This window comes from Actinoalloteichus sp. GBA129-24, from assembly GCF_001941645.1.
Taxonomy (GTDB): domain Bacteria; phylum Actinomycetota; class Actinomycetes; order Mycobacteriales; family Pseudonocardiaceae; genus Actinoalloteichus_A; species Actinoalloteichus_A fjordicus.
Map to the genome: position 1 here is coordinate 1186789 of NZ_CP016077.1, position 24471 is coordinate 1211259.

The 24471-nt window shown below is 69.9% G+C and carries 22 protein-coding genes; 13 read left to right on the plus strand and 9 right to left on the minus strand.

Annotated elements, in window-relative coordinates; translation table 11 throughout:
• Positions 1-12 precede the first annotated feature (12 nt).
• Together UA75_RS05440 and UA75_RS05445 are read left to right on the plus strand one after the other, a co-directional pair.
• Complete coding sequence (locus UA75_RS05440; protein WP_075739319.1) at positions 13-1143, plus strand: sensor histidine kinase; 1131 nt, start codon at positions 13-15, stop codon at positions 1141-1143.
• On the plus strand, positions 1143-1745 hold the full coding sequence (locus UA75_RS05445; RefSeq protein WP_075739320.1) for a response regulator transcription factor: 603 nt from the start codon (positions 1143-1145) through the stop codon (positions 1743-1745). Before UA75_RS05440 ends, UA75_RS05445 begins: the two co-directional genes overlap by 1 nt.
• Positions 1746-2068: 323 nt before the next feature.
• On the opposite strand, the gene UA75_RS05450 is transcribed toward UA75_RS05445, so the two are convergent.
• The gene (locus tag UA75_RS05450) at positions 2069-3634 is read right to left on the minus strand and encodes an MFS transporter (RefSeq protein ID WP_075739321.1); all 1566 of its coding nucleotides are present in this window, start codon (positions 3632-3634) and stop codon (positions 2069-2071) included.
• Positions 3631-3798: a hypothetical protein gene (locus UA75_RS32555; protein ID WP_157434004.1), complete on the minus strand. Its 168-nt coding sequence runs from the start codon at positions 3796-3798 to the stop codon at positions 3631-3633. Before UA75_RS32555 ends, UA75_RS05450 begins: the two co-directional genes overlap by 4 nt.
• 114 nt (positions 3799-3912) lie before the next feature.
• Between UA75_RS32555 and UA75_RS05460 the strand changes: the two genes are divergently transcribed.
• From UA75_RS05460 to UA75_RS05475, 4 genes are all read left to right on the plus strand, one after another.
• On the plus strand, positions 3913-4671 hold the full coding sequence (locus tag UA75_RS05460; RefSeq protein WP_083682948.1) for a TetR/AcrR family transcriptional regulator: 759 nt from the start codon (positions 3913-3915) through the stop codon (positions 4669-4671).
• Positions 4672-5147: 476 nt separating this feature from the next.
• Positions 5148-5684 carry a YbaB/EbfC family nucleoid-associated protein gene (locus UA75_RS05465; RefSeq protein ID WP_075739323.1) on the plus strand — a complete coding sequence of 179 codons (537 nt, stop codon included), beginning with the start codon at positions 5148-5150 and terminating at the stop codon, positions 5682-5684.
• Positions 5684-6007 (plus strand): hypothetical protein, encoded by a 324-nt coding sequence (locus UA75_RS05470; protein ID WP_075739324.1) that lies wholly within the window; start codon positions 5684-5686, stop codon positions 6005-6007. Before UA75_RS05465 ends, UA75_RS05470 begins: the two co-directional genes overlap by 1 nt.
• Positions 6004-7623, plus strand: a complete 1620-nt coding sequence (locus UA75_RS05475) for a hypothetical protein (protein WP_075739325.1) — start codon at positions 6004-6006, stop codon at positions 7621-7623. Before UA75_RS05470 ends, UA75_RS05475 begins: the two co-directional genes overlap by 4 nt.
• Positions 7624-7828: 205 nt before the next feature.
• On the opposite strand, the gene UA75_RS05480 is transcribed toward UA75_RS05475, so the two are convergent.
• Positions 7829-9142 (minus strand): aspartate aminotransferase family protein, encoded by a 1314-nt coding sequence (locus UA75_RS05480; protein WP_075739326.1) that lies wholly within the window; start codon positions 9140-9142, stop codon positions 7829-7831.
• A gap of 85 nt (positions 9143-9227) precedes the next feature.
• Here UA75_RS05480 and UA75_RS05485 point away from each other — a divergent pair, with 85 nt between their 5' ends.
• The 5 genes from UA75_RS05485 (at position 9228) to UA75_RS05505 (ending at position 16297) form a co-directional block, all read left to right on the plus strand.
• Positions 9228-10163: a LysR substrate-binding domain-containing protein gene (locus tag UA75_RS05485; RefSeq protein WP_075743445.1), complete on the plus strand. Its 936-nt coding sequence runs from the start codon at positions 9228-9230 to the stop codon at positions 10161-10163.
• Positions 10164-10764: 601 nt separating this feature from the next.
• Positions 10765-10923: a hypothetical protein gene (locus UA75_RS05490; protein ID WP_157434006.1), complete on the plus strand. Its 159-nt coding sequence runs from the start codon at positions 10765-10767 to the stop codon at positions 10921-10923.
• A gap of 495 nt (positions 10924-11418) precedes the next feature.
• On the plus strand, positions 11419-12126 hold the full coding sequence (locus tag UA75_RS05495; protein ID WP_075739328.1) for a type VII secretion system-associated protein: 708 nt from the start codon (positions 11419-11421) through the stop codon (positions 12124-12126).
• A gap of 79 nt (positions 12127-12205) precedes the next feature.
• The gene (locus UA75_RS05500) at positions 12206-13954 is read left to right on the plus strand and encodes a WXG100 family type VII secretion target (RefSeq protein ID WP_157434007.1); all 1749 of its coding nucleotides are present in this window, start codon (positions 12206-12208) and stop codon (positions 13952-13954) included.
• Between the two features lie 582 nt (positions 13955-14536).
• Positions 14537-16297: a WXG100 family type VII secretion target gene (locus UA75_RS05505; RefSeq protein WP_157434008.1), complete on the plus strand. Its 1761-nt coding sequence runs from the start codon at positions 14537-14539 to the stop codon at positions 16295-16297.
• Positions 16298-16632: 335 nt separating this feature from the next.
• Here the strand turns inward: UA75_RS05505 and UA75_RS05510 are convergent, their stop codons facing one another.
• The 3 genes from UA75_RS05510 to UA75_RS05520 form a co-directional block, all read right to left on the minus strand.
• Positions 16633-17406: an SDR family NAD(P)-dependent oxidoreductase gene (locus UA75_RS05510; protein WP_075739331.1), complete on the minus strand. Its 774-nt coding sequence runs from the start codon at positions 17404-17406 to the stop codon at positions 16633-16635.
• 98 nt (positions 17407-17504) lie between these two features.
• Complete coding sequence (locus UA75_RS05515; protein WP_075739332.1) at positions 17505-18095, minus strand: GNAT family N-acetyltransferase; 591 nt, start codon at positions 18093-18095, stop codon at positions 17505-17507.
• A gap of 203 nt (positions 18096-18298) precedes the next feature.
• Positions 18299-18988: a TetR/AcrR family transcriptional regulator gene (locus UA75_RS05520; protein WP_075739333.1), complete on the minus strand. Its 690-nt coding sequence runs from the start codon at positions 18986-18988 to the stop codon at positions 18299-18301.
• Between the two features lie 132 nt (positions 18989-19120).
• Here UA75_RS05520 and UA75_RS05525 point away from each other — a divergent pair, with 132 nt between their 5' ends.
• Positions 19121-19951 (plus strand): SDR family NAD(P)-dependent oxidoreductase, encoded by an 831-nt coding sequence (locus UA75_RS05525; protein WP_075739334.1) that lies wholly within the window; start codon positions 19121-19123, stop codon positions 19949-19951.
• A gap of 524 nt (positions 19952-20475) precedes the next feature.
• On the opposite strand, the gene UA75_RS05535 is transcribed toward UA75_RS05525, so the two are convergent.
• Positions 20476-21723 (minus strand): MFS transporter, encoded by a 1248-nt coding sequence (locus UA75_RS05535; RefSeq protein WP_075739336.1) that lies wholly within the window; start codon positions 21721-21723, stop codon positions 20476-20478.
• A 94-nt stretch (positions 21724-21817) separates the two neighbouring features.
• On the opposite strand from UA75_RS05535, the gene UA75_RS05540 reads away from it, so the two are divergent.
• Positions 21818-22762 carry a LysR family transcriptional regulator gene (locus tag UA75_RS05540; protein WP_075739337.1) on the plus strand — a complete coding sequence of 315 codons (945 nt, stop codon included), beginning with the start codon at positions 21818-21820 and terminating at the stop codon, positions 22760-22762.
• Positions 22763-22930: 168 nt separating this feature from the next.
• Here the strand turns inward: UA75_RS05540 and UA75_RS05545 are convergent, their stop codons facing one another.
• Entirely contained in the window at positions 22931-23530 is a 600-nt protein-coding gene (locus UA75_RS05545; RefSeq protein ID WP_075739338.1) for a class I SAM-dependent methyltransferase, read from the minus strand.
• A 29-nt stretch (positions 23531-23559) separates the two neighbouring features.
• Positions 23560-24030 (minus strand): MarR family winged helix-turn-helix transcriptional regulator, encoded by a 471-nt coding sequence (locus UA75_RS32560; protein WP_083682950.1) that lies wholly within the window; start codon positions 24028-24030, stop codon positions 23560-23562.
• Positions 24031-24471 lie beyond the last annotated feature (441 nt).

Consider the following 24471-nt stretch of genomic DNA (forward strand, 5'->3'; position numbering starts at 1 on the left):
GAGACATCCGCGATGTCCGAGCACATCGATCCGCCGAGGCGACGGCTGCGCAGGCTGAACGTCGTCGGCCTGCTCGTGGTCCTCGGTCCTGTGGGCGCGCTGCTGGTGGCGGTGTTCGCCCAGACCTGGATGAACGCCGTCGTGCTGAGTCTGGGGGCGGCGGCGGGGCTGGTGGCGGCGCTGCGGTGGGCAGTGGACGATCTCGCTCGCGTCGCGATCCCGTGCCTGCTCGTCACCGCGGCAGTGTGGGTCTACGGGGCGTCGGTCGGCGACGACGTCTCCCTCGGCGCGTTCTACGGCCTCACCATCGTGGGGCCGTTGGTCGTCTCGGCGCTGCCTCGCCGCCGGGGCCTGGCCACCCTGGTGCTGGCCGCCTTCGTCGGCGTCGTGGGCGCGCTGACGGTGGTGCGGTCTCCGGACGACGTGGTCCGAGAACTGGTCGGCAACGTCGGCTTCCCGGTGGGGATTACCGTGCTGGCGATCGGCTTCATGGCCGCCAACCGGGCATTCTATGAACTCTTCACCGAGGTGGAGGAGGCGCGAGATCGGGAAGGCGAGATCGCGGTCGCCAGGGAGCGCATCCGCTTCGCCAGCGATCTGCACGACATCCAGGGTCACACCCTGCATGTGGTGAAGCTGAAGGTCGCGCTGGCCCAGAAGCTGGTACGCATCGACGTCGATCGCGCGGAGGAGGAACTGCGCGAGGTGCACGCCCTGGTCGCCGACACCATCACCCAGACCAGGGAACTCGCCTACGCGCAGCGGCGGCTCAACCTGTCCGCAGAGCTGGAGAACGCGAAGAACCTCTTCGAGGCCGCAGGCATCCGGGTACGCGTGGTCCGGGAGGGCGAGGTCGACGAGCGCGCCAACGAACTGCTCGGCCAGGTCCTCCGTGAGACGACGACGAACATCCTGCGGCATGCGCAGGCCAGAGACGTGCGGATCACTCTGTCGGAGGCGGGGATCGCCATCCGCAACGACGGTGCGCCGGAGGCTCCCCTGCCGGACCTCAGCGGGCTCTCTACCCTCAGAGATCGACTGGCGGGCGACGGAGGCGAGCTGACGGTGGAGCAGAAGGACGGCCGGTTCCTGACGGCTGCGGCGTTTCCGCATCTTCGCCCCGAAGGGCGGGAGGACGGCTGATGACGACGGTGGTCCTGGCCGACGACGAGGCCCTGCTCCGGAAGGCACTGGCCGCGCTGCTCCCGCTCGAAGGCGACATCACCGTGCTCGCCGAGGCGGAGGACGGCGAGACGGCCGTCGAGGCGACGATCCGGCATCGGCCCGATGTACTGGTCATCGATCTGGAGATGCCCGGCGTGGACGGACTCGGCGCCGTCGCGGCGATCCGCCGGGTGCAGCCGGACCAGGTGATCCTCATGCTGACCCGCCATGCCAAGCCGGGAGTGCTCCGCAAGGCGTTGAAACTCGGGGTCCAGGGCTTCGTCAGCAAGTCGGCGGAACCGGCGCACATCGCCTCGGTCGTCGCCACCCTGCACGGCGGCAGGCGATGGATCGACCCGGACGTCTCCGCGTCGGCCGTCGTCGACGACTGCCCGCTCACCGATCGCGAGCTCGACGTCCTGCGGGAGACCGGCGAGGGGTACTCGGCCGCCGCCATCGCCGGCCGGCTCCGCCTGGCCGAGGGCACGGTGCGCAACTACCTTTCCAGCGCCATGCAGAAGACCCAGACCCGGACCCGCCACGATGCGGCGCGGTACGCACGCGAACACGACTGGCTGTGAGGCGTCGGCTTCCGCTGCGTCGATCGGCCCGGCCGATCGGAGCCCGTCCGGGGCGGAGCCGACGAACGGGCGGGGGACCGGACGACCGCCCGGCGGGAAGCGGTCGCCCGGCGGCCGCGAGGTACGGCCGCGAGCCGCACGGTCGGCAGTTCCTGACTCGGCTGTCGGGCCCGACCATGCCCCGGGCGTCCCGGTGTGGGCAGCACACCGGGAGCCGAGGCATCGCCGACCGGATGCGGTGCAGGGCATGCAGGCGTGCGACGTAGAGCACTCTGGTGCGGAGTGCGCCGAGACGCTGCGGCGGGGAGTCGGAGCACGCCGCTTCAGGCCGGGGTGCGCTGCCTGACGAGCGTGGCGACGAGGAACGCCCCGGTCGCCGCCAGGAGGACGCAGGCGATTCCGGCGTAGACCTGGACACCCAGGCCGACTGCCTCGTGAACGGCGCCGAGGAGCTCCGGACCGCCGGCGGGCAGACCCTCGGCGACGGTGACCCCCTCGTGGACGCCCGCGCTGGCGGCCTCGGCAGCGGTCTCGGGAACGGTTGCGGGAACGTCGGACAGCGAGTGACGGTAGGCGAGGATCGCGACCACGCCGCCTGCGGCGATGCCCAGTGCCGAGCCCATCTCGCCCCCGACCTCCTGAGCGGAGGCCGCAGAGCCGGTCTTCTCGATCGAGGCGCTGGAGATGATCAGGTCGCTGAGCAGCGCTCCCGCGCCGCCCTGCCCGAGCCCGACGATCGAGATCGCCGCCACGGTCAGGACGAGCGATGGGTCCGGACCGGCGGCGATGACGAGCAGGCAGCCTGCGCCGACGGCGGCGATGAAGACCCCTGCCGCCGCGACCACCGCAGGCCGCAGGCGCTCGGCGAGGCCGGGCGCCAGCATGGCTCCGGCGATGTTGAGCACGATGAAGGGCAGAGTCCACAGTCCGGCGTGCAGCGGAGAGAGGCCGCCGACCCACTGGAGGTACTGGGTGAACAGGTAGAACAGCCCGGTCACGCTGATGCCCATCAACAGCAGCGTTGTCAGCGAGACCGCCATGCGCCGACTCGTCAGCAGCGCCAGGTCGAACAACGGCGCCTCGATGCGCCGTTGCCTGCGGACGAACAGGCTCATGACGCCGATGCCCGCGGCGGTGCTCAGCAGCGCGAGCCACAGCGTGCCGCCGCCGGTCTCGTGGCCTGCGGCGAGCTCTTGGAGGCCGTAGACGATCGCGAGCATCCCGCTCACCGACAGGACCACGCTGACCAGGTCGATGCGGGAGTGATCGCGCTCGACGCGCTCTGGCAGCAGCATCGTGCCGCCGACCAGGAGCAGGACGATGGGCGGGACGTTGATGAGGAAGACCGAGCCCCACCAGAAGGACTCCAGGAGTGCCCCGCCGAGCACCGGGCCGACCGCACCGCCGACGGTGAAGGTGCTGAACATGATCGCGATGGCCAGCCGCCGCTGCTTCTCGTCGTGGAACATGGTGCGGAGCAGGGAGAACAGCGACGGCATCAGGGTGGCTCCCGCGATGCCGAGGGCGGCGCGCGCGGCGATGAGCATCTCGGGGCTGGTGGAGAAGGCCGCCACCACGGAGAGCACGCCGAAGGCGGCGGACCCGATCAACAACAGGCGACGGGGACCGACCCGGTCGCCCACCCGGCCAGCGGTGACGAGGAAGCCTGCGATGAGGAAGCCGTAGACGTGGGTGATCCATAACAGCTGCGTGGCGCTGGGTTCGAGATCGGCGCTGAGCGCGGGCAGGGCGAAGAACAGCACCGTCAGATCGGTCGCCAGCGCCGTCATCGGCAGCGCCAGCAGGATCAGTCCGGCCCACTCCTTGGCGGTGGCCCGGACGGGTCGGTCCGGGGCCGTCTCCGGCGACACGGGGTTCTGGACGTTCATCGGGTCGGCTCCTTCTGCTGGGTGCTGCTCGTCGGCAGTGCGGCGAGTCGGTCGGGGGACTCGGCAGCTCCGGCGGTCATCGCCGCAGCCGTCCTGGAACCGCGTGGGGAGCCGGGGTCTTCCCCGCGTTCGGGCACGGACGAGGCCCGGCGGATCAACGACATGGAGATCTCCTGCGTCGACATACGTTACGTGTCGTAATGTAACCCATGCGAGGGCGCCGTGGTGGCCTGATTCGTTACGGGACGACTCGTAATGGTCGGTAGTAACCTGTCCGCATGGCGGAGGAGCACCGGGCGGAGGCACACCGAGAGCTGGAGCGCGGCGGGGAGACGCCCGAGGGGAACGCGCACGGTGTAGCAGGCCGACCGGCCGGGCGGCCCAGGGATGCGCATATCGACACCGCCGTGACCGCAGCCACGCTGGAACTGCTCGAGGAGCGCGGCTACCTGGGGGTCAGCCTCGGCGAGGTCGCGCGTCGTGCCGGGACCTCACGACCCGCGATCTACCGGCGCAGGCCGGGTCGGGCGGCACTGGTGCTCGCGGCCATCGAGAGCAGGCTGGACGTCCCCGCGCCGCCGGACACCGGGTGCACGCTGTGCGACCTCGGCGAGAGCCTCACCCTGTTCCTCACCGCCTACCGCACCATCCGGCCGGACGCGTTCAGTGCCCTGTACGCCGAGTGCATCCAGGACCCCGAGCTGCACGACCGCTACCTGCGATCGGTGATCGAACCCTCCCGCAAGGCCGTGCGAGAGACGCTCCTGCGCGCCGTCGATCGGGGCGACGTGCGTCGAGACGTCGACGTCGAGCAGCTTCTCGACGTCATCGCCTCCTTCGCCCACTACCGCGCGCTCTTCGGCAGACACCTGGACGACGAGAGCGCCGAGCAGGTCATCGAGACCCTCCTGCGGGGCGCCGCCATCGACTACGCGGAACTGTTGTCCCACAGCGAGGCACTGGAGCAGGAACACCTCGCCGCCGACGGTTCTCATCAGGTGTCCATCGAGGACCGATCGTCTCCTGCGGCAGGCTAGGGCTGCGCCGCCGGGACGGACTCCGGCCGGCTCGCCTCGGGACCGACCCGCCGAGCGAGGTCGATCCGCCTCCCGTGGTCGGGAGTCTCCGCTGCGGCACTCCAGTTCGGACCGTCGCTCGTCGAGCGACCAGATGATCATCGGCAACGCCGTGTCGAGCGTCGACGACGTTCCACAGCAGACACGTCCGCTCGTGACGGCAGGCACGGTCTCGGACCAGATCTAGACGGCGGCGGCCTTGACGTGCAAAGTTGCCTGAATGTTCGACAGAGTTGCACTTGAGTGTCTCTCAGCCGGTGTCAAACCTCCATGAAGATCGATCCATGAGTGCAGAATCTGACGACTCGCCTGCTGCCCGGCAGCCGTCGCGGCTCGTCCCGTTCAGGTCTGGAGGTGATCGGACACGCCCCGGCAACGGGCCATCCCCGTGTCCGGCAGAACTCGACCGAAGATCCTCCTCACGACAGGCAGGGCATATGACGAACCCCTCGAGTCGGCGCGCGGAACTCGAAGCACGCAACGCTGCCATGCGCGAGAACATGACCTCGCTGCTGGAAGGCATCGGCCGCCAGACCGAACAGCTCAAGCAGGCTCAGGAACAGGCGCTCGCCACGACCGGGCGGGCCACGTCACGGGACGGCCTGGTCACCGTGGCGGTCAACTCCGCCGGGATCGTCACCGATCTGCAGCTGAGTTCCGCAGCCTTCCGGTCCACGACCCCGCTGAAGCTCTCCGAGACCATCGTCCTCACGATGCAGGCGGCCGCGCGCAACGCACGCGCCCAGGCCGACGAGGCCTTCGCGCCGATCATGGCCGACATGCCGGATCTGCCGGACTTCTTCGCGGGCGCCCCCTCATTGAAGGGCCTGATCCCGCCTGCGCCGGAGGTCCCGTCCCGCGCTCCCCGCGACGACGATGACGACGAAGGAACCACTCGCGCCGCTGCGGACGACGACGAGGACGAGGACGACGACGACGCTCTGGCGTCCCGGTGGGAGGAGAGGTACAGCTGATGGCCGATGACATGCTCGTCGACTTCCACGCCGTGCGGGCGAAGTCGCCCAAGTTCGCCGCTGCCGCCGACCGACTCGACGCGGCCTTCGCTGCGCTCCAGAACGTACGGGACGCCGAGGGGGCCTGTTGGGGCGCCGACGAGTCCGGCGCGGCCTTCGAGGCCGAGTACACCACCGCCGTCGGGGAGGCTGACAAGGGCCGCGAGTTCCTCACCACCGAGCTCAACGCGACGAAGGACGCCCTCGACCTGTCTGCCGACCAGTGGGAGTCGGACGATCTCGTCTCCGCCGACAACCTGAAGAGCATCGGGAAGGCGTTATGACCATCACGATGCCGTCCGGCCTACAGGAACTCGCATCGGTCGTCGTGGGATCCGACTTCCCCGAAGGCGACGAGGACGCCCTACGGCGGCTCGGGGAAGCCTGGGCGACGTGCGCAAGCGAGGTCGAGGGCGTGCTCGGCGACACCCAGGCCGCCGTCGCCGACATGCTGAGCGCGATCGAGCGGGGCGACACCGCCGAAGAGTTCAAGAAGTTCGGCGAGGGTCTCACCCAGGGCGACGAGGCGCCGCTGCCGGTGCTCAAGATGCTGTGCGAGAAACTCGGCGAGGCCTGCGACAACGTCGCGCTCGAGGTCGAGTACACCAAGATCAGCATCATCGTCGCGCTGTCCATCCTGCTCGCTCAGATCGCCGTGATGCTGGCCATGGCCGTCATCACCTTCGGCGCCAGCACGGCCGCGATCCCCGCCGCGCAGGCCGCGACGCAGGGCGTGGTGCGCGCCATCGTGCAGGCGTTGTCGACGATGATCCGGGAGATCATCAAGCAGGTCGTGATCAACCTGGGCGTCAACCTCTTCATCGATGCGGCGATCCAGATCGGCCAGCTGGCGGCGGGCGACCGCAAGGACTGGGACACCAGCAAGACGGGGGCGGCTGCCCTGGCGGGAGTGGCCGGTGGCATCGGCGGCGGGGTCGCCTCCGGCGTGTTCGGCGGGATCGCCAAGAATTTCGGCGGCAAGATCACCGACAACCTGATCAAGCCCATCGGCGACAAGGTCCCCGGCCTCAACCCGGGCAGGGCCGACTGGGGCGGCGCCATCATCGGCGGGATGGCGAGCGGCACCGCAGGCGGCGTGATGGGGGGTGCGCTGAACAACCAGTTCCAGTCCGACCCGAACGACGACACGAATCCGCACAGTGAACAGTCCCTCGGCGCGGGAGCCTTGGGCGGCGCCATCGGCGGCGGCCTGGCCGGGGCCGTCGGCTACAAGTCGGGCCTCGACGGCATCACCGCAGGCTCGTCGTTCGACTCCACTCCCGGCAGCAGCCCCGGGTCGACGCCCGACCCTGGCAGCCCGCCGCCGTCGAGTCGCTCCGGTAGCGGGACCACGTGGCAGGATTGGGACGGCGCACCGCCGTTGACGCCGGACGAGCCCTCCCCACCGCCGCCTACCTCCCGGCCAGTGTCGATGCCTCCTGATCTCGAGAGCAGTGCGCCGGTCTGGGCGCAGGAGCCGAGGCCGGCTGCGTCGGGGCCTGGGGTGTCGATGCCTGCTGATTTCGAGAGCAGTGCGCCGGTCTGGGCGCAGGAGCCGAGGCCGGCTGCGTCGGGGCCTGGGGTGTCGATGCCTGCTGATTTCGAGAGCAGTGCGCCGGTCTGGGCGCAGGAGCCGAGGCCGCCTGCCACACCGCCGGCCGAGCCGAATGGCGGCGGGGCGGTCTGGCAGGAGTGGGACGGCGCGCCGCCGCTCGATCCGGACCCCACCCCCGCGCCCCCGCAGCCCGACCCGTCCACACCGCCTGCCAACCCCGGTCTGATGGAGGACTGGCGGAATCAGGACAACTGGAAGGTCCCGCCGATCGGCCTTCCCGTGCACCTGGTCCCCCCGAGAGACGAAGAGCACGGCCTGGACACCAGCCGCCTCGACGGGGACTAGCCCCCTGGTCCGGTAGACAGCCCCCGCCGTCCTGAGCGAGGTCGCCCGACCTCGCTCAGGACGGACCCCGGGCCGAGCGACTGATCATCGACACCGCTCGTGCCAGCGCCTCCCACGGCCGGGCGGCCGAGGTCTCGACGTCTCAGAGCCTGTCTCTGATCCCCACTTTCCTGCTGCACGACGGAGGAGGATCGAAAACAGGCTCTCAGAGTTCGCTGACGGCGGCGCGCAGCGCCTGGTCGAGGATGGCGACGCCTCGGGAGATCTCCTCGTCGCTCGCCGTCAGCGGCGGCGCGATCCGGAAGATGCCGCCCATCCCGGGCAGCGCGACGATGTTCATGTGCAGGCCGAGTTCGAAGCAGCGCCGGGTGACGGCCGCGCCGAGCCGATCCGCGCCGCCCGCACCCAGTACGTCGTCGCCGACCAGCTCCATGCCCAGCAGCAGACCCCGACCTCGGACGTCCCCGACGACTTCGTGACGGGTGGCGAGTTCGTCGAGGTCGCCGCGCAGCCGAGCGCCGAGTTCGCGGGCCCGCTCGTCGAGCCGGTCGCGGATCAGGACGTCCAGGACGGTGTTGCCGACGGCGGCGGGCAGCGGGTCGTTGACATGGGTGGTGAAGAAAAGAAACCCTCGGTCGTGCGCCTGCTGCTCGATCTCCGCGGTGGTCAGCACGGCCGCCAGCGGCAGCCCCGCACCGAGCGTCTTGGACAGCGTGATGATGTCCGGAACGACGCCGTCGTGCTCGAAGGCGTACCAGTCGCCGGTCCGGCACAGGCCGGTCTGCGCCTCGTCGAGGATCAGCAGCATGCCGCGCTCCCGACACTTCTGCGCGAGGGCGGCGAGATAGCCCGGCGGGAGTTCGATGATGCCGCCGGAGCTGAGGATCGGCTCGATCAGACAGGCGGCGAGACTGCCGACCGACTGGGCGTCGATCAGGTCGAAGCCCAGGTCGAGCTGGCGGCGCCAGTCGAGGACGCCCTCGGCGTCGACGATGTCGGGGTGGAAGCTGTGGGGCACCGGCAGCGCGAAGTTGCCCGGTGCGGCGGGTCCGTAGCCCTTGCGGCCCGCGCTGTAGGTGGCGTTCGCGGCGGCCTGGGTCATCCCGTGCCAGGAGCGGGCGAAGGAGACGATCTCGTGCCGACCGGTGACGAGCTTCGCCATCCGCACCGCAGCCTCGTTCGCCTCCGCCCCGGTGGTGAGGAGCAGCGCCTTCTCCAGCGGAGCGGGCAGGCTCTCGGCGAGCCGTCGGCCGAGTTCGACGACCGGGCGGCTCAGCATGCTGCTGTGCAGGTGATCGAGACGGGCGACCTGCTCGCTCACCGTCTCGACGATCGCCGGATGCGAGTGTCCGAGGATCGCACTCATCTGGCCGGAGGTGAAGTCGAGCAGCTCGCGACCGCTCTCGGTGAACACCGAGGTGCCTGCGGCGCGAGCGATGACCTCCGGCAGGAAGGGGTTGCTGCCGGAGTAGCGGATGAGATGGCGGGCCGGGTCGGCGAGGGCTCTCTCGGTAGGCATGTCGCCGACGGTAGGGACGGACCGCTGCGCACGTCCATCGCACAGATCACACGCTTCTGTTCGGCAGAACCGTACAGTCGTGAGCGTGCTCAGCTCATGGCGACTGCGGCTGCTCAGCCTGCTCGACACCCTTGGCACCGTCCGCGCGGTCGCCGAGACCCTGCACCTGAGCGCCTCGACGGTGTCCCAGCAGTTGGCCGTGCTGGAGGCCGAGACCCGATGCACGCTGCTGGAGCGGACCGGCAGGCGCGTCCGGCTGACCCCGGCCGGTCTCCTGCTGGCTCGCCGGGGCCGCGAGATCCTGGACCAGATGGCCGAGGCCGAGTCCGAGCTGCGCGCCCTGAACGACGAGCCCATCGGCACCGTCCGGCTCGGGGTGTTCCAGAGCGCGATCTACACCCTCGCGGTGCCGACGGCGACGCGACTGGCGGCTACCCATCCGCATCTGCACCTCGAACTGATCGAGTCGGAGCCGCACGAGAGCGGGCCCGCCCTGCGGGCCGGGGAGGCGGACGTCATCGTGACCACGACCGACTACTCCGGGCTCGAGTGGGGGGCGGACCTGGAGATCATTCCGCTGGGGATCGACACGATCGTGCTGGTGCTGCCGCGCGGACACCCGCTCACCCGCCGCACGACGGTAAACCTTGCGGCGTGTGCGGAGGAGACCTGGGCAGTCGACCGACCTCGGTCGTACATGGCGGATTTGACCACGCGGCTGTGCCGAGAGTCGGGCTTCGAACCTCGAGTGGCCTGCCGGTTCAGTAACACGCTGATGCTGTTGCACCACGTCGAGTCGTGCCGGTCGATCGCCCTGCTCCCCGCGCTGGCTGTCACGCCGGCCCACGACGTCGTCACCAGGGAGCTGAGCACGCCGGTCCATCGCAACATCACCATCGTGGTGCGGCGGGGTGCCACGCAGCGCGCGGCGGTGAACGCGGTCGTCGCGGCGCTCCGCGATCATCCCGTGATCCCGGCACTGGCCGCGCCGAACCAGCGACTCGGCCGGGAGCAGGGCTAGCCCGGGAGCAAGGCAGGCCCAGGGGCAAGGCCGCCGGGACCGCATCGCCTGCGGCGGGGACTCAGAATACGACGTCGATGTCGCACGACGGAGTGACGACGAGCTGTCTCGACATTGCGAATTCCGCCGACGACAGCGCTCGAATCGATTGCTGTACCAAATCAGTCGATGATCTCTCTGCTGGGAAGCCCTCCGTGCGGTAAATGGCCAAGCCTATTCCATGGCGCCGTCCGAGAACGCCGGGTCCTCGTTCTGCTGAGCGGTGTTTGCGTGAATCGTGGTGCGGTACTGTGACTCGGAATTTGAGCATTCTCGACTCCGCAGTCACCGCTGTTTCGTGCCGAGCTTTCGAACTCCGCCGATACGTCATGCTGTCGACTTCGCCGCCACCCTGTGCGCGACTCTGTCGTGCGCCTGTCGGAATCGTCGGGAAGGCGCACAACTCGGGCTGATCCCGAGGTCGTGTCCCACGGACGACCGGGTCCGAGGGCTGCCTGCTGGGCCGTCTGGTCCGCCGTGCCTGGTGTACTCGACCTAATGCGAAGTGATCCGGACGGCTCATTCCGACGGAGCCGCCCGGGCACGGAGGCGGGCGGGTTCGATGATCAAATTCGCTCCCGCCGCAGCTCCGTACGAGGTCGTCGTGGGTCTCGGCGAGGAGATCGGTCCGGTGGACTGCGCGAAGATGATGAACTCGCCTTCGCGCAGCGCGCGCCGAGGGCGTTCTCTCGTCACCGGCTGCTCGCGCAGCCTCTCGTGATCTACCCGGCGGTGGAACCGGCGAATAAAAGACGACGCGAATGAATGCATCGATATGACGGCCTGATCGAACGCGGTGAATAAATGCCGAGGTGTTCGACGACCATTGGTCAGGCGGGTGAAAGGGCAGCCTGTGCTGTCCGTTCGGGCAGCCCGAGATGTGCCGGGGATACGGTGTCTGGCGACCGATTCGGATAGGGCAGGATCGGGCGGTGGTAAACCATGGGTAGCGACCTATGGCGCCGCTGAATCGGCCGAGATCCCGGGCCGGTCGACGGGATTTTCGGCGTCCACAACAAACGCAGGAAGGACTCGGCACAGTCGATCTGCTCACGACGCTCCTTGGTCCGTCAGCCCTGTTCGGGTAGCGCGTGTGGGCCAGAAGAGCAGGCTCGACGCGCTCCGTGAGGGCTACTGATCCATCGAGGAGATCCGTTTCGTCCCGGCCGTGTCGACGGCGAGGCGCGGCACACCGACGAGGAAGAAGCACGACACAGTGAATGATCACGCACCCCAGGCGACGGCGGCTGATCGGCAGGACTGGGTGATGTTGACGTCCGAGGAGTGGCGTTATCGCGAAGGTGAGACGCCGCCGCCGGAGGCGATCGTGGGGGCCTGGCCGCTCGACGCGGAGGGTGGCCTGGGGTTGTTCGAGCCCAATCCGGGCTTTCTGCCCTCCGGGCCGAGGGTTCCCACCGACCCTGCCGACGCAGCGATCCGGCTGGCGTTGGGCGGGGACGTGGATGCGGCCGGTCAGATCGTGCCGTTGTTGTGGAGCGCGGTGCTGGAGACGCCGGTGTCCGAGGACGGGAGCCCGCTGGTGGGGTCGTCGCCGGATGACGTGCCCTGTGTCGTCGTCGTGACCGCCGCGGTGAACCGGGCTCGCGTCGAGGCGCCGTTGTGGCGTCGGGTGTCGGCGGCGGAGCTGGTGGGTCTCCTGCCTGCGGCGACCGATGTGTTGATCAACCCGGACGGCCCGGCGGCCATGCGCCTGCTTGCCGACGTCTTCTGCGACGGCCCGCCGCCGGACGCTCCGCAGGCCGGACCTGCCTCGCAGCACAAGTCGGCCGAGGAACGACGTCGGCTACCGGACAGGGACTCGGGTACGGACTCGTCCAGACCTCGGCCCGGACACGTGGGCGTCTGGGGCGGTTCGCTGCCCGACGAGGTCGAGATGAACTCCCTCCCGCCGCACGTCGAGTAGGCGCGGCGACACCGCGTTCGAGCTCACCACCAGGCCGGTCCGCTCGACGGCTGGACGAATATCACAAGAGAGACGGACGATGAGTAATCCTTTGGTGGCTGATGTGGTGGATTCGACGTCGTCGACGTCGGGTCTGTGGCTGGTGGAGTCGGTGAACTCCACCAACACCGCTATTCAGAACGGGGACTGGTTGGAGGCCGGTCTGGGGGTGGCGGATCTGGTGCTGTCCGCGTTGGACCCGTTCGCGACGATCATCTCCAACGGGGTGGGGTGGCTCATCGAACACGTCGGTCCGTTGTCGGACGCCTTGGACGCGTTGGCGGGGAATCCCGACGAGATCCGCTCCCACGCCGAGACCTGGTCCAACGTCGCGGGCGAGGTCGGCGCGGTATCGTTCGAGCTGGGCGCGTTGATCAACAACGACACCGCCACCTGGACGGGTGCGGCCGCCGACGCCTACCGCGAACGCGCCACCGACACCGCGAACCTGATCCTGGCCGCAGGCACCGCCGCCCAGGGTGCGGCCGACGGCATCCAGAAAGCGGGCGAGGTCGTCTCGGCCGTGCGGGATGCCGTCCGTGACATCATCGCCGACGTCGTGGGCTCGATGGTCTCGTGGGCGTTACAGGTCCTGTTCACCCTCGGCATCGGGCTGATCTGGGTGGTTCCCAAGGTCGTCGCCAAGGTCGCTCAGACCGCTGCGACCATCGCCCAGCTCATCACCAAGCTCACCACCTCCCTGAACCGGCTCAAGCCGCTGCTCGGCACACTCGGCGACGACTTCGCCACCGCCGCCCGAGGCCTCAAGGCCATCAAGCCCGGCGACAACCACACCGCCCGCGCACTCGACGCACCCACCACCACCCCGACCAACACCCCCAACACCACCCCCGACACCGGACCCCCCATCACCGCCGACAACAACCCCGCAGGCAGCCCACGACCCGACATCTCAGGCAGCAGCCCCGACGGAGCGACCGGCACCCGAGGCGCGCCCGACATCAGCCCCACCGGCACCCGAAGCCTGCCCGACGGCGGCATCGCGCCCCCGCGCGACGGCGTCCGCCACCCGCTCCCACCGAACTTCATGCAGAACTCCGTCACCATGTCGGATCGCTACTCGTACATGCCGGGGCTGGGCGAATCCTCGAGCTCTTCACGACCCTCCGCCGCGCAGTCGGGCCGGGACCGGTATGCGGCCGGCCTCGTCCTGCATTCCGACGGGACCGCGACGAGGAAGTACTTCCGCCCCGAGGACGTGACCTCGAAGACATTGCGGGACAGGAACGGCCGAATACTGGGAGTCTCGTTCTCCACCAACCGAGCGACGATGGCTTACGAGCGGGACTGGGCGAAGGCGGAACTTCCGAGGTGGGAGCGGGAATACCTCGAAACGTCCCGAGACGGATGGTATGAGAATCATTGGGCTCCGTGGGCAGGCAATCCCAGTTATCCCGGCCCGTTCGTCGCACTGACACACTCGAACGGACACAAATATAAGGTCCAAGCCCCGACCGGCCGCCACGGCGAGTTGGAAGACCTCTGGGTCTCACCGGAGTCGTACCATAAGATCCTGACCAGTCACCGGGCCTACCAGAGCAACATGGCACCCAATATCAATCCGCTTGTCATGGTGTCGTGTGACACGGGTGCGCCAGATATGGATGCTGCGCAGAGGTACACCCGAGCAGCACGCGAAGCCGGCGACAACCGGCCCATCTACGCCCCCAACAACGAGGCGAGTATCAACCTCCTGCCCGGTGGCCAAGCCTTCATCTCGGTGAAGGCGGACGGGACGGGACGCGGCGAATTCAGGCGGTTCTACTAGCCTGGCGACGCCCGACGGGGCCTGCCGAGGCATCGGGTGCCGCACCGGATGCGATCGTTCTTCGGTGTGCCAGCCGGATGAATGCCGCCGTATATGTGCAGCGGTCGTCGAATATCGCTGCGTTTGATTCCATCGATGGGGACCCCGGGTTTCTCGAATGCTGGAATGTCGAGGAAAGGGCATCCCGTGGTGTTCTTTCGGGCAGCTCCTGGTGCGCCGCCGATACGGTGTCGCTCGTCATTCTCGGATAAGGCATGATCGGTGGCGGTGATGTCCTCGACGACGAAACCTGGCGCGCCGGTGAACTGCTTCGAGGTCGGCGTCGAAAGAACCAGGAGATTGTCGGGGGTCGGACCCCGGAGACGTCGGGGCCCGACGACGGTTGTCCACTGATTCGAGCTACTGCGGCGAAGTGGGCATACCGACTGCGAGTCGACCGGAGTGGGGACTGCCATGGGTCTCCCGACTCCATCGAAATCTGATTCCGATGCTCGCCCGGCAGGTCGAGCACGTGTGCGACACCGGTGCATTCGCCGACGGGTGTGTCGGTGGTGGGCGGGTGTGTGGTGAGAGGGGTTGTTGGTGAGTAATCCGTTAGTGGCGGATGTGGTGGATTCGTCGTCGTCGACGTCGGGGTTGTCATTGGTGGCGTCGGTGAACACCACGACCGAGGCCGTGCAGAGTGGGGACTGGTTGGAGGCCGGTCTGGGGGTGGCGGATCTGGTGCTGTCCGCGTTGGACCCGTTCGCGACGATCATCTCCAACGGGGTGGGGTGGCTCATCGAACACGTCGGTCCGTTGTCGGACGCCTTGGACGCGTTGGCGGGGAATCCCGACGAGATCCGCTCCCACGCCGAGACCTGGTCCAACGTCGCGGGCGAGGTCGGCGCGGTATCGTTCGAGCTGGGCGCGTTGATCAACAACGACACCGCCACCTGGACGGGTGCGGCCGCCGACGCCTACCGCGAACGCGCCACCGACACCGCGAACCTGATCCTGGCCGCAGGCACCGCCGCCCAGGGTGCGGCCGACGGCATCCAGAAAGCGGGCGAGGTCGTCTCGGCCGTGCGGGATGCCGTCCGTGACATCATCGCCGACGTCGTGGGCTCGATGGTCTCGTGGGCGTTACAGGTCCTGTTCACCCTCGGCATCGGGCTGATCTGGGTGGTTCCCAAGGTCGTCGCCAAGGTCGCTCAGACCGCTGCGACCATCGCCCAGCTCATCACCAAGCTCACCACCTCCCTGAACCGGCTCAAGCCGCTGCTCGGCACACTCGGCGACGACTTCGCCACCGCCGCCCGAGGCCTCAAGGCCATCAAGCCCGGCGACAGCCACACCGCCCGCGCACTCGACGCACCCACCACCACCCCGACCACCGCCCGAAGTGGCGGAGACTCGGGACCGCTGCTCTCCGCCGATCCCGGCAGCGGCCGCGCCCCCGACATCACTCCCACCGCAGGCGCCCGAGGACTCGACGACGCACCCGGCGCCCGAGGCGCACCCGCCATCACCCCCACCGGCACCCGAGGACTTCCCGACAGCGGCCCCGCCCCACGCTCGGCAGGCGGCAACGGCTCCACGATCAGCAGCAGTTCCATGCAGTTCACCAACCGCCTGGTCGATCCTTACGGATATCCCATCGGATCGCGGCACTACACGAGCTCATCGGGCTCATCCGCCAGGCAGGACCCGGACGTCGTTCGCGGCGTCGCCATTGGACCAGACGGGCGCCCGGTCCGGCGGGAGTTCTATGCAGGCAGCGTGCGGCACGAGACACTGCGGGACAGACACGGCCGAACGATCGGAGTCGGTTTCCCGAGCAAGCCACAGGACTCGTACACGTGGCAGAGCTGGTCGCAAGGCCGAACTTCCTGGAAGCGGGAGTATTGGGAGCATCCCACCTGGACCAACGACCTGCATCGGCGGCCTGCTCCGTGGGCAGGCGACGTGGCCGCAGGATACCGCCCGTTCGCCGTGATATCGCACTCGAACGGGCGTCAGTTCACGGTCCAGGCTCCGACCGGGCGCCACGGTGAAATGGAGAACCTCATGGTCTCACCGGAGGACTATCGAAAGATCGTCACCGGCACCAGCGCCTATCAGAACACCATGACAGGAACCGGACACCCGCTCATCCTCATGGCGTGTAAGACGGGGCGGGAGGGCAACACCGGGGCATCGCGGTTCGCCGACGCACTGTATGCGTCCGGCGAACGGCATCGGGTCTTCGCACCCACGGAGGCGACTACCACCGGTGCGCATTCCCAGAATGGTGAACGCGTGGGCGCCTTCGTCGTGGACACGGTCCACCCCGAGGCACCCGGCCGATTTCGGGAGTTCTGACCAGGCGGACCCGATGACGGCGGCGGCCCGACGGACCGGAGCATCGAACGGTTGCCCTGGCCCGGCCGGTCCGTCGTCGATCGTCGAGCGCCCGGCCGGACCGTGTCCGACGGATCTCCGCCGCAGGCCTGGTGGCACCGGCCGCGCACCTCCTCGCCGAGCGAATCTCGCCGGGCCGTCGGATCGTGACATGTCTCTCGCACTCCACCCGCCTGCCCCGGCCTTTCGCAGGCTGCGCAGCCCGTCGCAGGGCAGGCAGGCGGGTCCGGCCGGTCGTGCCTGCCGCGCGACATCCGGTGCTCGCAGGCGACCTCACGGAGCGCCGACCCTCCCGGCTACAAGGCGTGCCCGCCCGCGACCTGGATCACTTGGCCGGTGATCCAGCGTGCCTGCTCGGAGGCCAGGAACACGCATGCGTCGGCGATGTCCGCCGGGGTGCCGACGCGCCGCAGCGGGATCATGTCGGTGGCGTCGCGGACCAGCTCCTCGCTCATCCAGCCGGTCTGCACCGGGCCGGGCGCGACGGCGTTGACTCTGATGCCCTGTGGTCCGAGGTCTAGCGCCGCCGCCCTGGTCACCGCCTCCAACGCTGCCTTCGAGGAGCCGTAACCGATCTGGCCGGGGAACGCGCGCGCGGCGTCGGTGGAGATGTTCACGGCGCAGGCACGTCTGCCTCCGCTTCGTCGGGCGAGTTCCGCGATCAGCATCGCCGGGGCCACCGCGTTCACCCGGTAATGCCGGTCGAGTCCGGCCGAGGTCAGCTCGGCGAAGGTGTCCGGGCTCTCGCAGTGCGCGGCGTTGTTGACGAGGACGCCGACGGGGCCGAGCAGCTGCTCGACAGAGTCGAACAACCTCGGCGCGGCGTCCGCTGAGGCCAGATCCGCGCCGACGGCGACGCCGCCGACCGACGAGGAGACGAGCCGTTCGGCGTCGTTCTTCGCCGGGCTCGCGTGCTCCCACCGGAGACTTGCGGGCGGTTCCGGCCCGTCGAAGTACTGCACTGCCACGTGCGCTCCCTGCTCAGCGAAGGCGCGGGAGATCGCGGCGCCGATGCCGCCTGCTCCACCGGTGACCAGGACGACGACGCCGTCCAGACCCGAGTCGATCACGAGTGTCCTTTCTCGGACGGACGCGCGTGGGCGACAGCGTCCGTCGCGGGTCGTCGGTGGTGTGCCTGCGCTGTCCGTGTGCCGACCACGTCGGATCCTCAGCCGGTGTTCGCGGCCGAGGCGGTCCGGTGCCCCTCGGGCTGCCCGATCGCGGCATACAGGTACATGTCCACCCGCCTGCCGCCGATCTCCTGATGGCTCCGCAGCAGCCCCTCGCGGACGTAGCCCGCGAGTTCGGCCGTACGCCAGGACGCGCGATTCCACGGTTCGATATACAGCTCGACGCGATGCAGCCCCGAGACGGACCAGGCGAAGCGGGTCAGCGCGATGAGCGCCTGGCCCGCGAGTCCGCGCCCCCGATGCCGAGGTGCGACGGAGTAGCCCGCCGACGCCCGACCGGCGGCGAGCTGCCCGAGGTTCAGCCCGGCGGTGCCCAGCGCCTCGTCGGTGTCCTTCGCCGCCACGCAGAAGGAATAACCGGCCCCGCTGTCCAGCCTGCCGATCTGCCGTTCGATGTACGCGAGGGCCTCCGCGCGCCCGGCGTCGCCCGGCAGCGTGCCGGTGTCCGGCACGTACGGATCGGTCGACAGGTCTTGGAGCATGGCCACGTCACGCTCGTCGAAGGCTCGTAGCCGCACGGCTCCGTACGACGGAGCCTCGGACGGCGGAACCAGGGGAAGCGCGGTCACGCGGACAGTCTTCCCTGCATCGGCAGACCGGGGCGACTCGATTTCTCCGGCGCCGTTCGGCGGCCGTCGCGGGTTGTCCCGAGGGCGCCCCAGAAAACACGACGATCCAGAGAACACGACGATCCAGAAGTCACGAGAACCCGGAGATCCGCCGATGCCGGTCGGCGCCGTCGCGGATGGTGTCGCTGCGCGGTCGGGCGGCGTCAGTCGACGTCGCCCTCGGAGGGGGCCAGGGCGAGCGATCCGGTGATCAGGGTGGTCAGCATGGTGTGGAGCGTCGACTCGAAGGGCAGCCGAAACTTCGCGAGTTCGGGATCGATCTCGTAGGCGGCGAGCATGCTGGCGGACGGCAGGCAGCTGACCCAGACGGCGCCTGCGGCCATGATGATCTGCCCGCACAGCGTGCCGGTGGTCTCGCCGAGTTCGGGGAGTTGCGCGTGCGTCAGGTCGGCAAGGGCGGCGACATTGGTGACGGCGGCCTTCTTGTACCGGCGTGCGACCTCGGGGGAGACGTTGTGTTCGAGGACGCCCGCCTGCGCGCTGAGCAGGTCGCACAGCTCGGGTCGCAGGCCCAGGCTGCGGGTGAGCGTGCTCGCGAGTTCGTCGCAGCGTTGCCGAACGGGCTTCTCGGCGGGGTCTCCGGTCGGCAGCTGGTCGGCGAGTTCGGCCGTCCACCGCGTCCAGGCTCGATCCAGCAGTTCGAGCAGGACCGCCTCGCGGGACTCGAAGTACCGCAGGATCGCCGACTTGGCGAGCAGGCTGCGGCGGCTCAGCTCGTTGAGGCTGATGTCGTTGACCGACATCTGGCCGAGCATCTGCGTGGCCGTGTCCAGGATCGCCTGCCTGCGGATCTCGCGGTTCTCTTCGCTGCGGGCGCGCTGGAAGGCCATCATGGCGGCGACTTTACGGTACCGATGGTCTGTTGACACCGTACCGACGGTCCCTTACGGTGATTCGCGTAAGAGACTTCCGGTACGTAAATCGGTGCCGGCAGCTCATCGGTGTCATCAGGGAAGGAAGCACCCATGTCGAAGGTCTGGTTCGTCACCGGCAGCTCCCGAGGCCTCGGCCGCGCGATCGTCGAGGAGGCCCTCGGCGCCGGTGATCGGGTCGTCGCCACGGCCAGGAGGCCGGAACAGCTGGACGATCTCGTGGCCCGCCACGGCGACCGGGTGTTGCCGGTGGCGCTGGACGTCACCAGCAGCGTCGACGTGGAGCGGGCCGTGCAGGCGGGCTTCGCTGCGTTCGGCCGCTACGACGTCGTGGTCAACAACGCGGGCTACGGCGACGTGGCCGCCGTCGAGGACGTGACCCTGGAGGACTTCCGGGCGCAGATCGACGCCAACTTCTTCGGCGTCGTGTATGTCAGCAGGGCGGTGCTTCCGATCCTGCGTGCGCAGGGCTCCGGGCACGTCTTCCAGGTCTCCTCGCTCGGCGGCCGGATCGGCACGGTCGGCCTGGCCGCCTATCAGAGCGCCAAATGGGCGGTCGGCGGCTTCTCCACCGTCCTGGCTCAGGAGGTGGCGCCGCTGGGCATCAAGGTCACCGTCCTGGAGCCGGGCGGGATGCGGACCGACTGGGCCGGTTCGTCGATGACCATCCCGCCGATCAGCGAGCCGTCTCAGCAGACGGTCGGCAGTCTCGTCGCCATGCTGCGGTCCGCCTCCCTCGACGTCGCCGAGCCTGCCAGGGTCGCCGCGGCCGTCCGTGAGCTGGCGAATCGAGCCGACGCCCCGGTTCGCCTGCTGCTCGGGTCCGACGCGACGCAGTACGCCTCGGCAGCGGCCGATGCCCTCGACCGGTCCGACGAGCAGTGGCGCGCGTTCTCGGAGTCGGTGTCCGGGGCGAGTGCCTGACCGGCCCGGCCGCCCCCGGCCGATGCGGTAGGCGCGCCGACCGACCGGCATCGGTGCCCCCGCGAGACCCGGTCTGTGCCCGTCGCCCGTACCGCGCGGCGGCCGGGACGCGCCTGCGCCCACCGTGGGAGAACCGCCGGCGGCGGCCTTGTCGGGGCACCGTGGATCGAGCCCCCAGCCCGGTCGGTGCAGCAGCCGAGGCAGGACGATGTCGCACACCGCGGGGAAGCCGTTGCCGAGGATGATCTGGAAACCGTCCACGCCGCCCTCGTCGAACCAGCGACGCAGCTGCTCGGCGATGTCCTCCGGGGTGCCGGTGAACCGAGCGTGCTCGAAGAACGCGTCGAAGCCTGCGGCCCCGGCCCGGCGTGCCTCGCGGAGGAAGGTCTCGACGTCGAAGGGCGAGTGGGCGCGGCCCGTCTCGGTGCGCCAGTCGTGGCTGCTCGGGAGGTAGGCGGCGTTGAGCAGCATGATCGGCCTGCGGGCGGGCCGTGCGGCGGGGTTCTCGGCGGACGGGGTCATGATCACGCCTCCGCAGCCCGGGCCGCCGCCTTGGCACGCGGCCGGGGAGTCGGTCCCGGGCCGAACAGCGCCACGAGCAGCGCGATCACGGCGCAGCCTGCCGCGCCCCACAGCAGCCCGACGACGCCCGCCGCTTCGACGACGGTGCCGCCGAGGAAGGCGCCCAGCGCGATGGCGCCGGTGAAGACGCCGACGTAGAGCCCGGTGACGTGTTCGATCCGGTCCGGCGCGGCCTGCGTCATCCAGATCTGCCCGCCCACCGACAATCCGCCGTAGGCCAGCCCCCACAGGGCGATTGCCAGCCCGGCGAGCCAGGCGACGGTGCCGAAGAGCGCGAGCAGCGCGATCGACGCGGTGATGCCCACCGCCAGGCTCAGCACCGTGGCGCGGGCCCGGCGGGCGGCCAGGGCGCCTGTGGCGAAGTTTCCCGCCAGCCCGAAGACGCCGTAGACGAGCAGGAGCAGCGCCACGGCCGACGGCGTCAATGCGGTGCGTTCCTCCAGGACCGGGCGCACGTAGGTGTAGGCGGCGAAGTGCGCGGTGACCAGGAAGACGATCAGGATCAGACCCGCGAGCACCGGGGCACTGCGCAACAGCGGCTCCGGAGCCGAGGCGGACGTCGAGTCGTGCACCGGGGTGGGCTGGGGGAGTCGCGGCAGGGCAGGCAGCAGTGCGGCGGCGAGGAGCACGGCGGTCGCCGCCAGGGCCGCGAACGCGGCCCGCCAGCCGAAGGCGTTGCCCACGATCGTGCCGAGCGGCACGCCGATGACAGAGGCCGCCGCGACGCCGCCGACGGCGAAGGACACCGCCAGCGCGACGTCGCGGGGCGCCACGAGCCGGGTCGCGACGGCCGAGGCCAGCCCCCACACCACGCCCATGCCGAACCCGAGGATGATGCGGGAGACCACCAGCAGCCCGAAGCCCTGCGCGGCGGCGGTCAGCACGTTGCCGAGGGCCAGCACCACCATCGCGACGGCGAGCACCATGCGTCGGTCGAGCCCGCCGAGCAGCCGAGGGACCAGCGGCGCGGTGACGGCGGTGACCAGGCCCGTGATGGTCAGGCTGTATCCGGTGGTGCCCGGCGAGATGCGCAGGCCCTCCGCCATCGGGGTCAGCACGCCGATCGGCAGCATCTCGGAGGTCACCACGATGAACGTGCTCAGGCCGAGCACGGCGACCGCCGCCCACTGCCGACCGGTGGTACGTGCCGAACTCGCTCCGGTGGTGTCGACCGGCGTTGACAAACCCATGACGTCAGTCAACTGCGGGCCTCGGCGGCGAACAACGACGATCTGTTCAACGTTCGATCAGTCAGGGTGATCGATGGGCGGGGAGGGGAAAGCGATGAATCAGGTGCAGGTCCAGCAGATCGAGTGCCTGCTCGCGCTGGCCGAGGAGTTGCACTTCGGCCGCACGGCGGCCCGGTTGGGCTGTTCGCAGAGCCGGGTGAGCCAGTTGATCTCCGCCCTGGAGTCCAGGGTCGGGGCGCGACTCGTCGAACGGACCAGCCGACGCGTGGCCCTGACCCGGTTCGGCGCGCAGTTCGTCGAGGAGGTCGGCCCGGCCTACGCCGCGCTGGACACCGTGTTCAGCCGTGCTCGGGAACGCGCCAGGCGTGGTGCGCTGTGCGAGCTGCGCATCGGCTTCCACGGCAGCGTCTACGAGGAGATCACCGTCGCGTTTCGCAGGCTGCGCGCGCAGCACGAGGTGACGGTCCTGCTGAGCGAGATCCCGCTCGGTTCGCCGTTCTCGGACCTGCTGGACGGTCGGCTCGACGCCGTCGTGGTCGAACTGCCGGTGCGCGAGCCCGCGCTGACCGTCGGCTACCGCTTCCCGCCGCAGGACCAGCTGCTCGCGGTGGCCGCGTCCCATCCGCTCGCCGTCGGAGACGAGGTGCACGTCGAGGACTTGGCGAGTCTGGACGTCCTCTATCGCCGGGGTGACGCGCCCGACTACTGGCTGAACGCCCGCGTGCCGCCCGCTACGCCCGCAGGCATGCCGATCCGTTCCACCACGGGCATCGCCACCATCCAGGAGGGTCTCGCCCTGGTGGCAGGTGGCGACCACGCCATGCTGGTCTGCCGTCCGCTGGCCGAGCGCACCCGCCGCGAGGACGTGCGCTACCTGCCGGTCGACGGGTTGGCCGAGCCCTCGCAGTTGGGCCTGGTGTGGCGGACCGACCGCGCGGCGCCGCAGCTGACCACGCTCGCGGGGCTCCTGCACGACGCGTTCGCCCTCGGCACGAGCGTCGAGTCGCTTCCCCGGCCTGCCTGCGTGGGCGCGCGGTGACTCGGCGGGCGGCCGCACCCCTACCGACGTGCTGCGGGGCCGCCTCTCGCCGACGGCCGGTGCGCCGCGTTGCCGCCCTGCGGCCGCGCGCGGGGCGTGGTCCCCTGCTGCGTGGGCGAGGAGCGGCCTCGGCGGGTGGTGAGTGTCGCGACGTCGGGCGCGCCGGGATCAGTCGGCGGGCTTGTGGGCGTGCACCCGTTCGATCGCGCCGAAGGTCGTTCGGCGGGTCTCGACGACCGTCAGCCCCAGTGCGCCGAGATCGCGGACCGGGCGGCGGGTGTAGTGCTCGCCCTGGGTGGGGATGCTGACGAGTTCGACGAGGTGTTGCAGCAGCCGCAGCGGCCACGCGGACGCCGCGACGTGGTCGGCGAGCAGCAGCCGCCCGCCGGGGCGCAGGACCCGGACGGCCTCCGCCAGCGCGAGCCGGTGATCGGGGATGCAGCACATCGCGAACGTGCTCACCACCGTGTCGAAGGAGTCCGGTGGGAAGGGCAGCCGGGTGGCGTCCGCGACCCGGAGGTCGGTGCGGCGGCCCGCGGACTCGGCGCGACGCCGGGCGATGTCGAGCATCGCGGGGCTCCACTCGATGCCGGTCAGCTCGACCTCGGCGGGGTAGTGCGGGAAGTTCAGCCCGGTGCCCACGGCGATCTCCAGCGTGGCACCGAGGGCGCGACCGCAGACCCACGGCCTGCTGTCGCCGAGGTACTTCTGCTCCACCGTCGCACTGCGCCGGTCGTAGCCTGCGGCCAGGCCGTCCCAGCAGGCCACGAGCCGATCGGATCGTCTCCGCCCCGGCGTCACGTCGTGCTCCCGGTCGCGTCGACGTGTCCCGAACTCAGGATCTGTTCCAACGCGGTCTTGACGTCGTCGAATCGTTGGGCGCCGACCAGGCGGGCGCCGTGGGTCTCCAGCTCGGCGAAGTACCGGGCTGCGGCGTCGCCCGCTGCCTCACCTCGGTCGGCGTAGACGACGATCCGGGCCCGACCGTCGGAGGGGTCGGGCACCCGGCGGACGTAGCCCGCCCGTTCGAGATGCGCGACCAGTTCGCTGATCGCCTGGGGAGTCATGCCTGCCCGGTCGGCCAGGACGGTCGGCCTGGTGCCGCCGCAGTCGAGGTGCCGGAGGACGTTGACGACATGGGTCGGCCGCAGATCGGTGAAACCCTGACTGCTCAGGTGCGCGGCCAGTCCGGCCGCCACCCAGTCGAACAGCCCGCTGATCAGCTGGGGCAGGGGGGCGGGCGGAGCCGACGTCGGTGACTCGGTCATTGCGCGATCGTCCTTCCCGGACGGCCGGTGTGGCGGACAGCGGACAGCGGACAGCGGACAGCGGACAGCGGACAGCGGACAGCGGACAGCGGACAGCGGACAGCGGACAGGTACTTCGGAAACCTTTTCAGGATGCTTACTAAGGCTACCTGAATACCTGAGTGCGGCTGCTTGTCGGGGCCGAAGCGTCGTGGCCCCCGAGGCCGAGCGGAGTCGGCGACCGGTCCAGCCGAGCCGAGGCCGCGTCGTCCGGCCGGGCGAGCGCATCGAGATCGGTGGCCCGGAGCCCGAACGTCCGGGGTGAGTCCCCGGCGGGGCCGGTCGGCTGTGCTGCCTCGGCTGCCCCGGGTCGCCGGTCGTCAGGTCGCCATCGGCGGCCAGGCCGCGCGCCCTGCCCGCCTGCCTGCCGGTCAGGCAGAGCCGCCCGTCTCGACCGCCGCT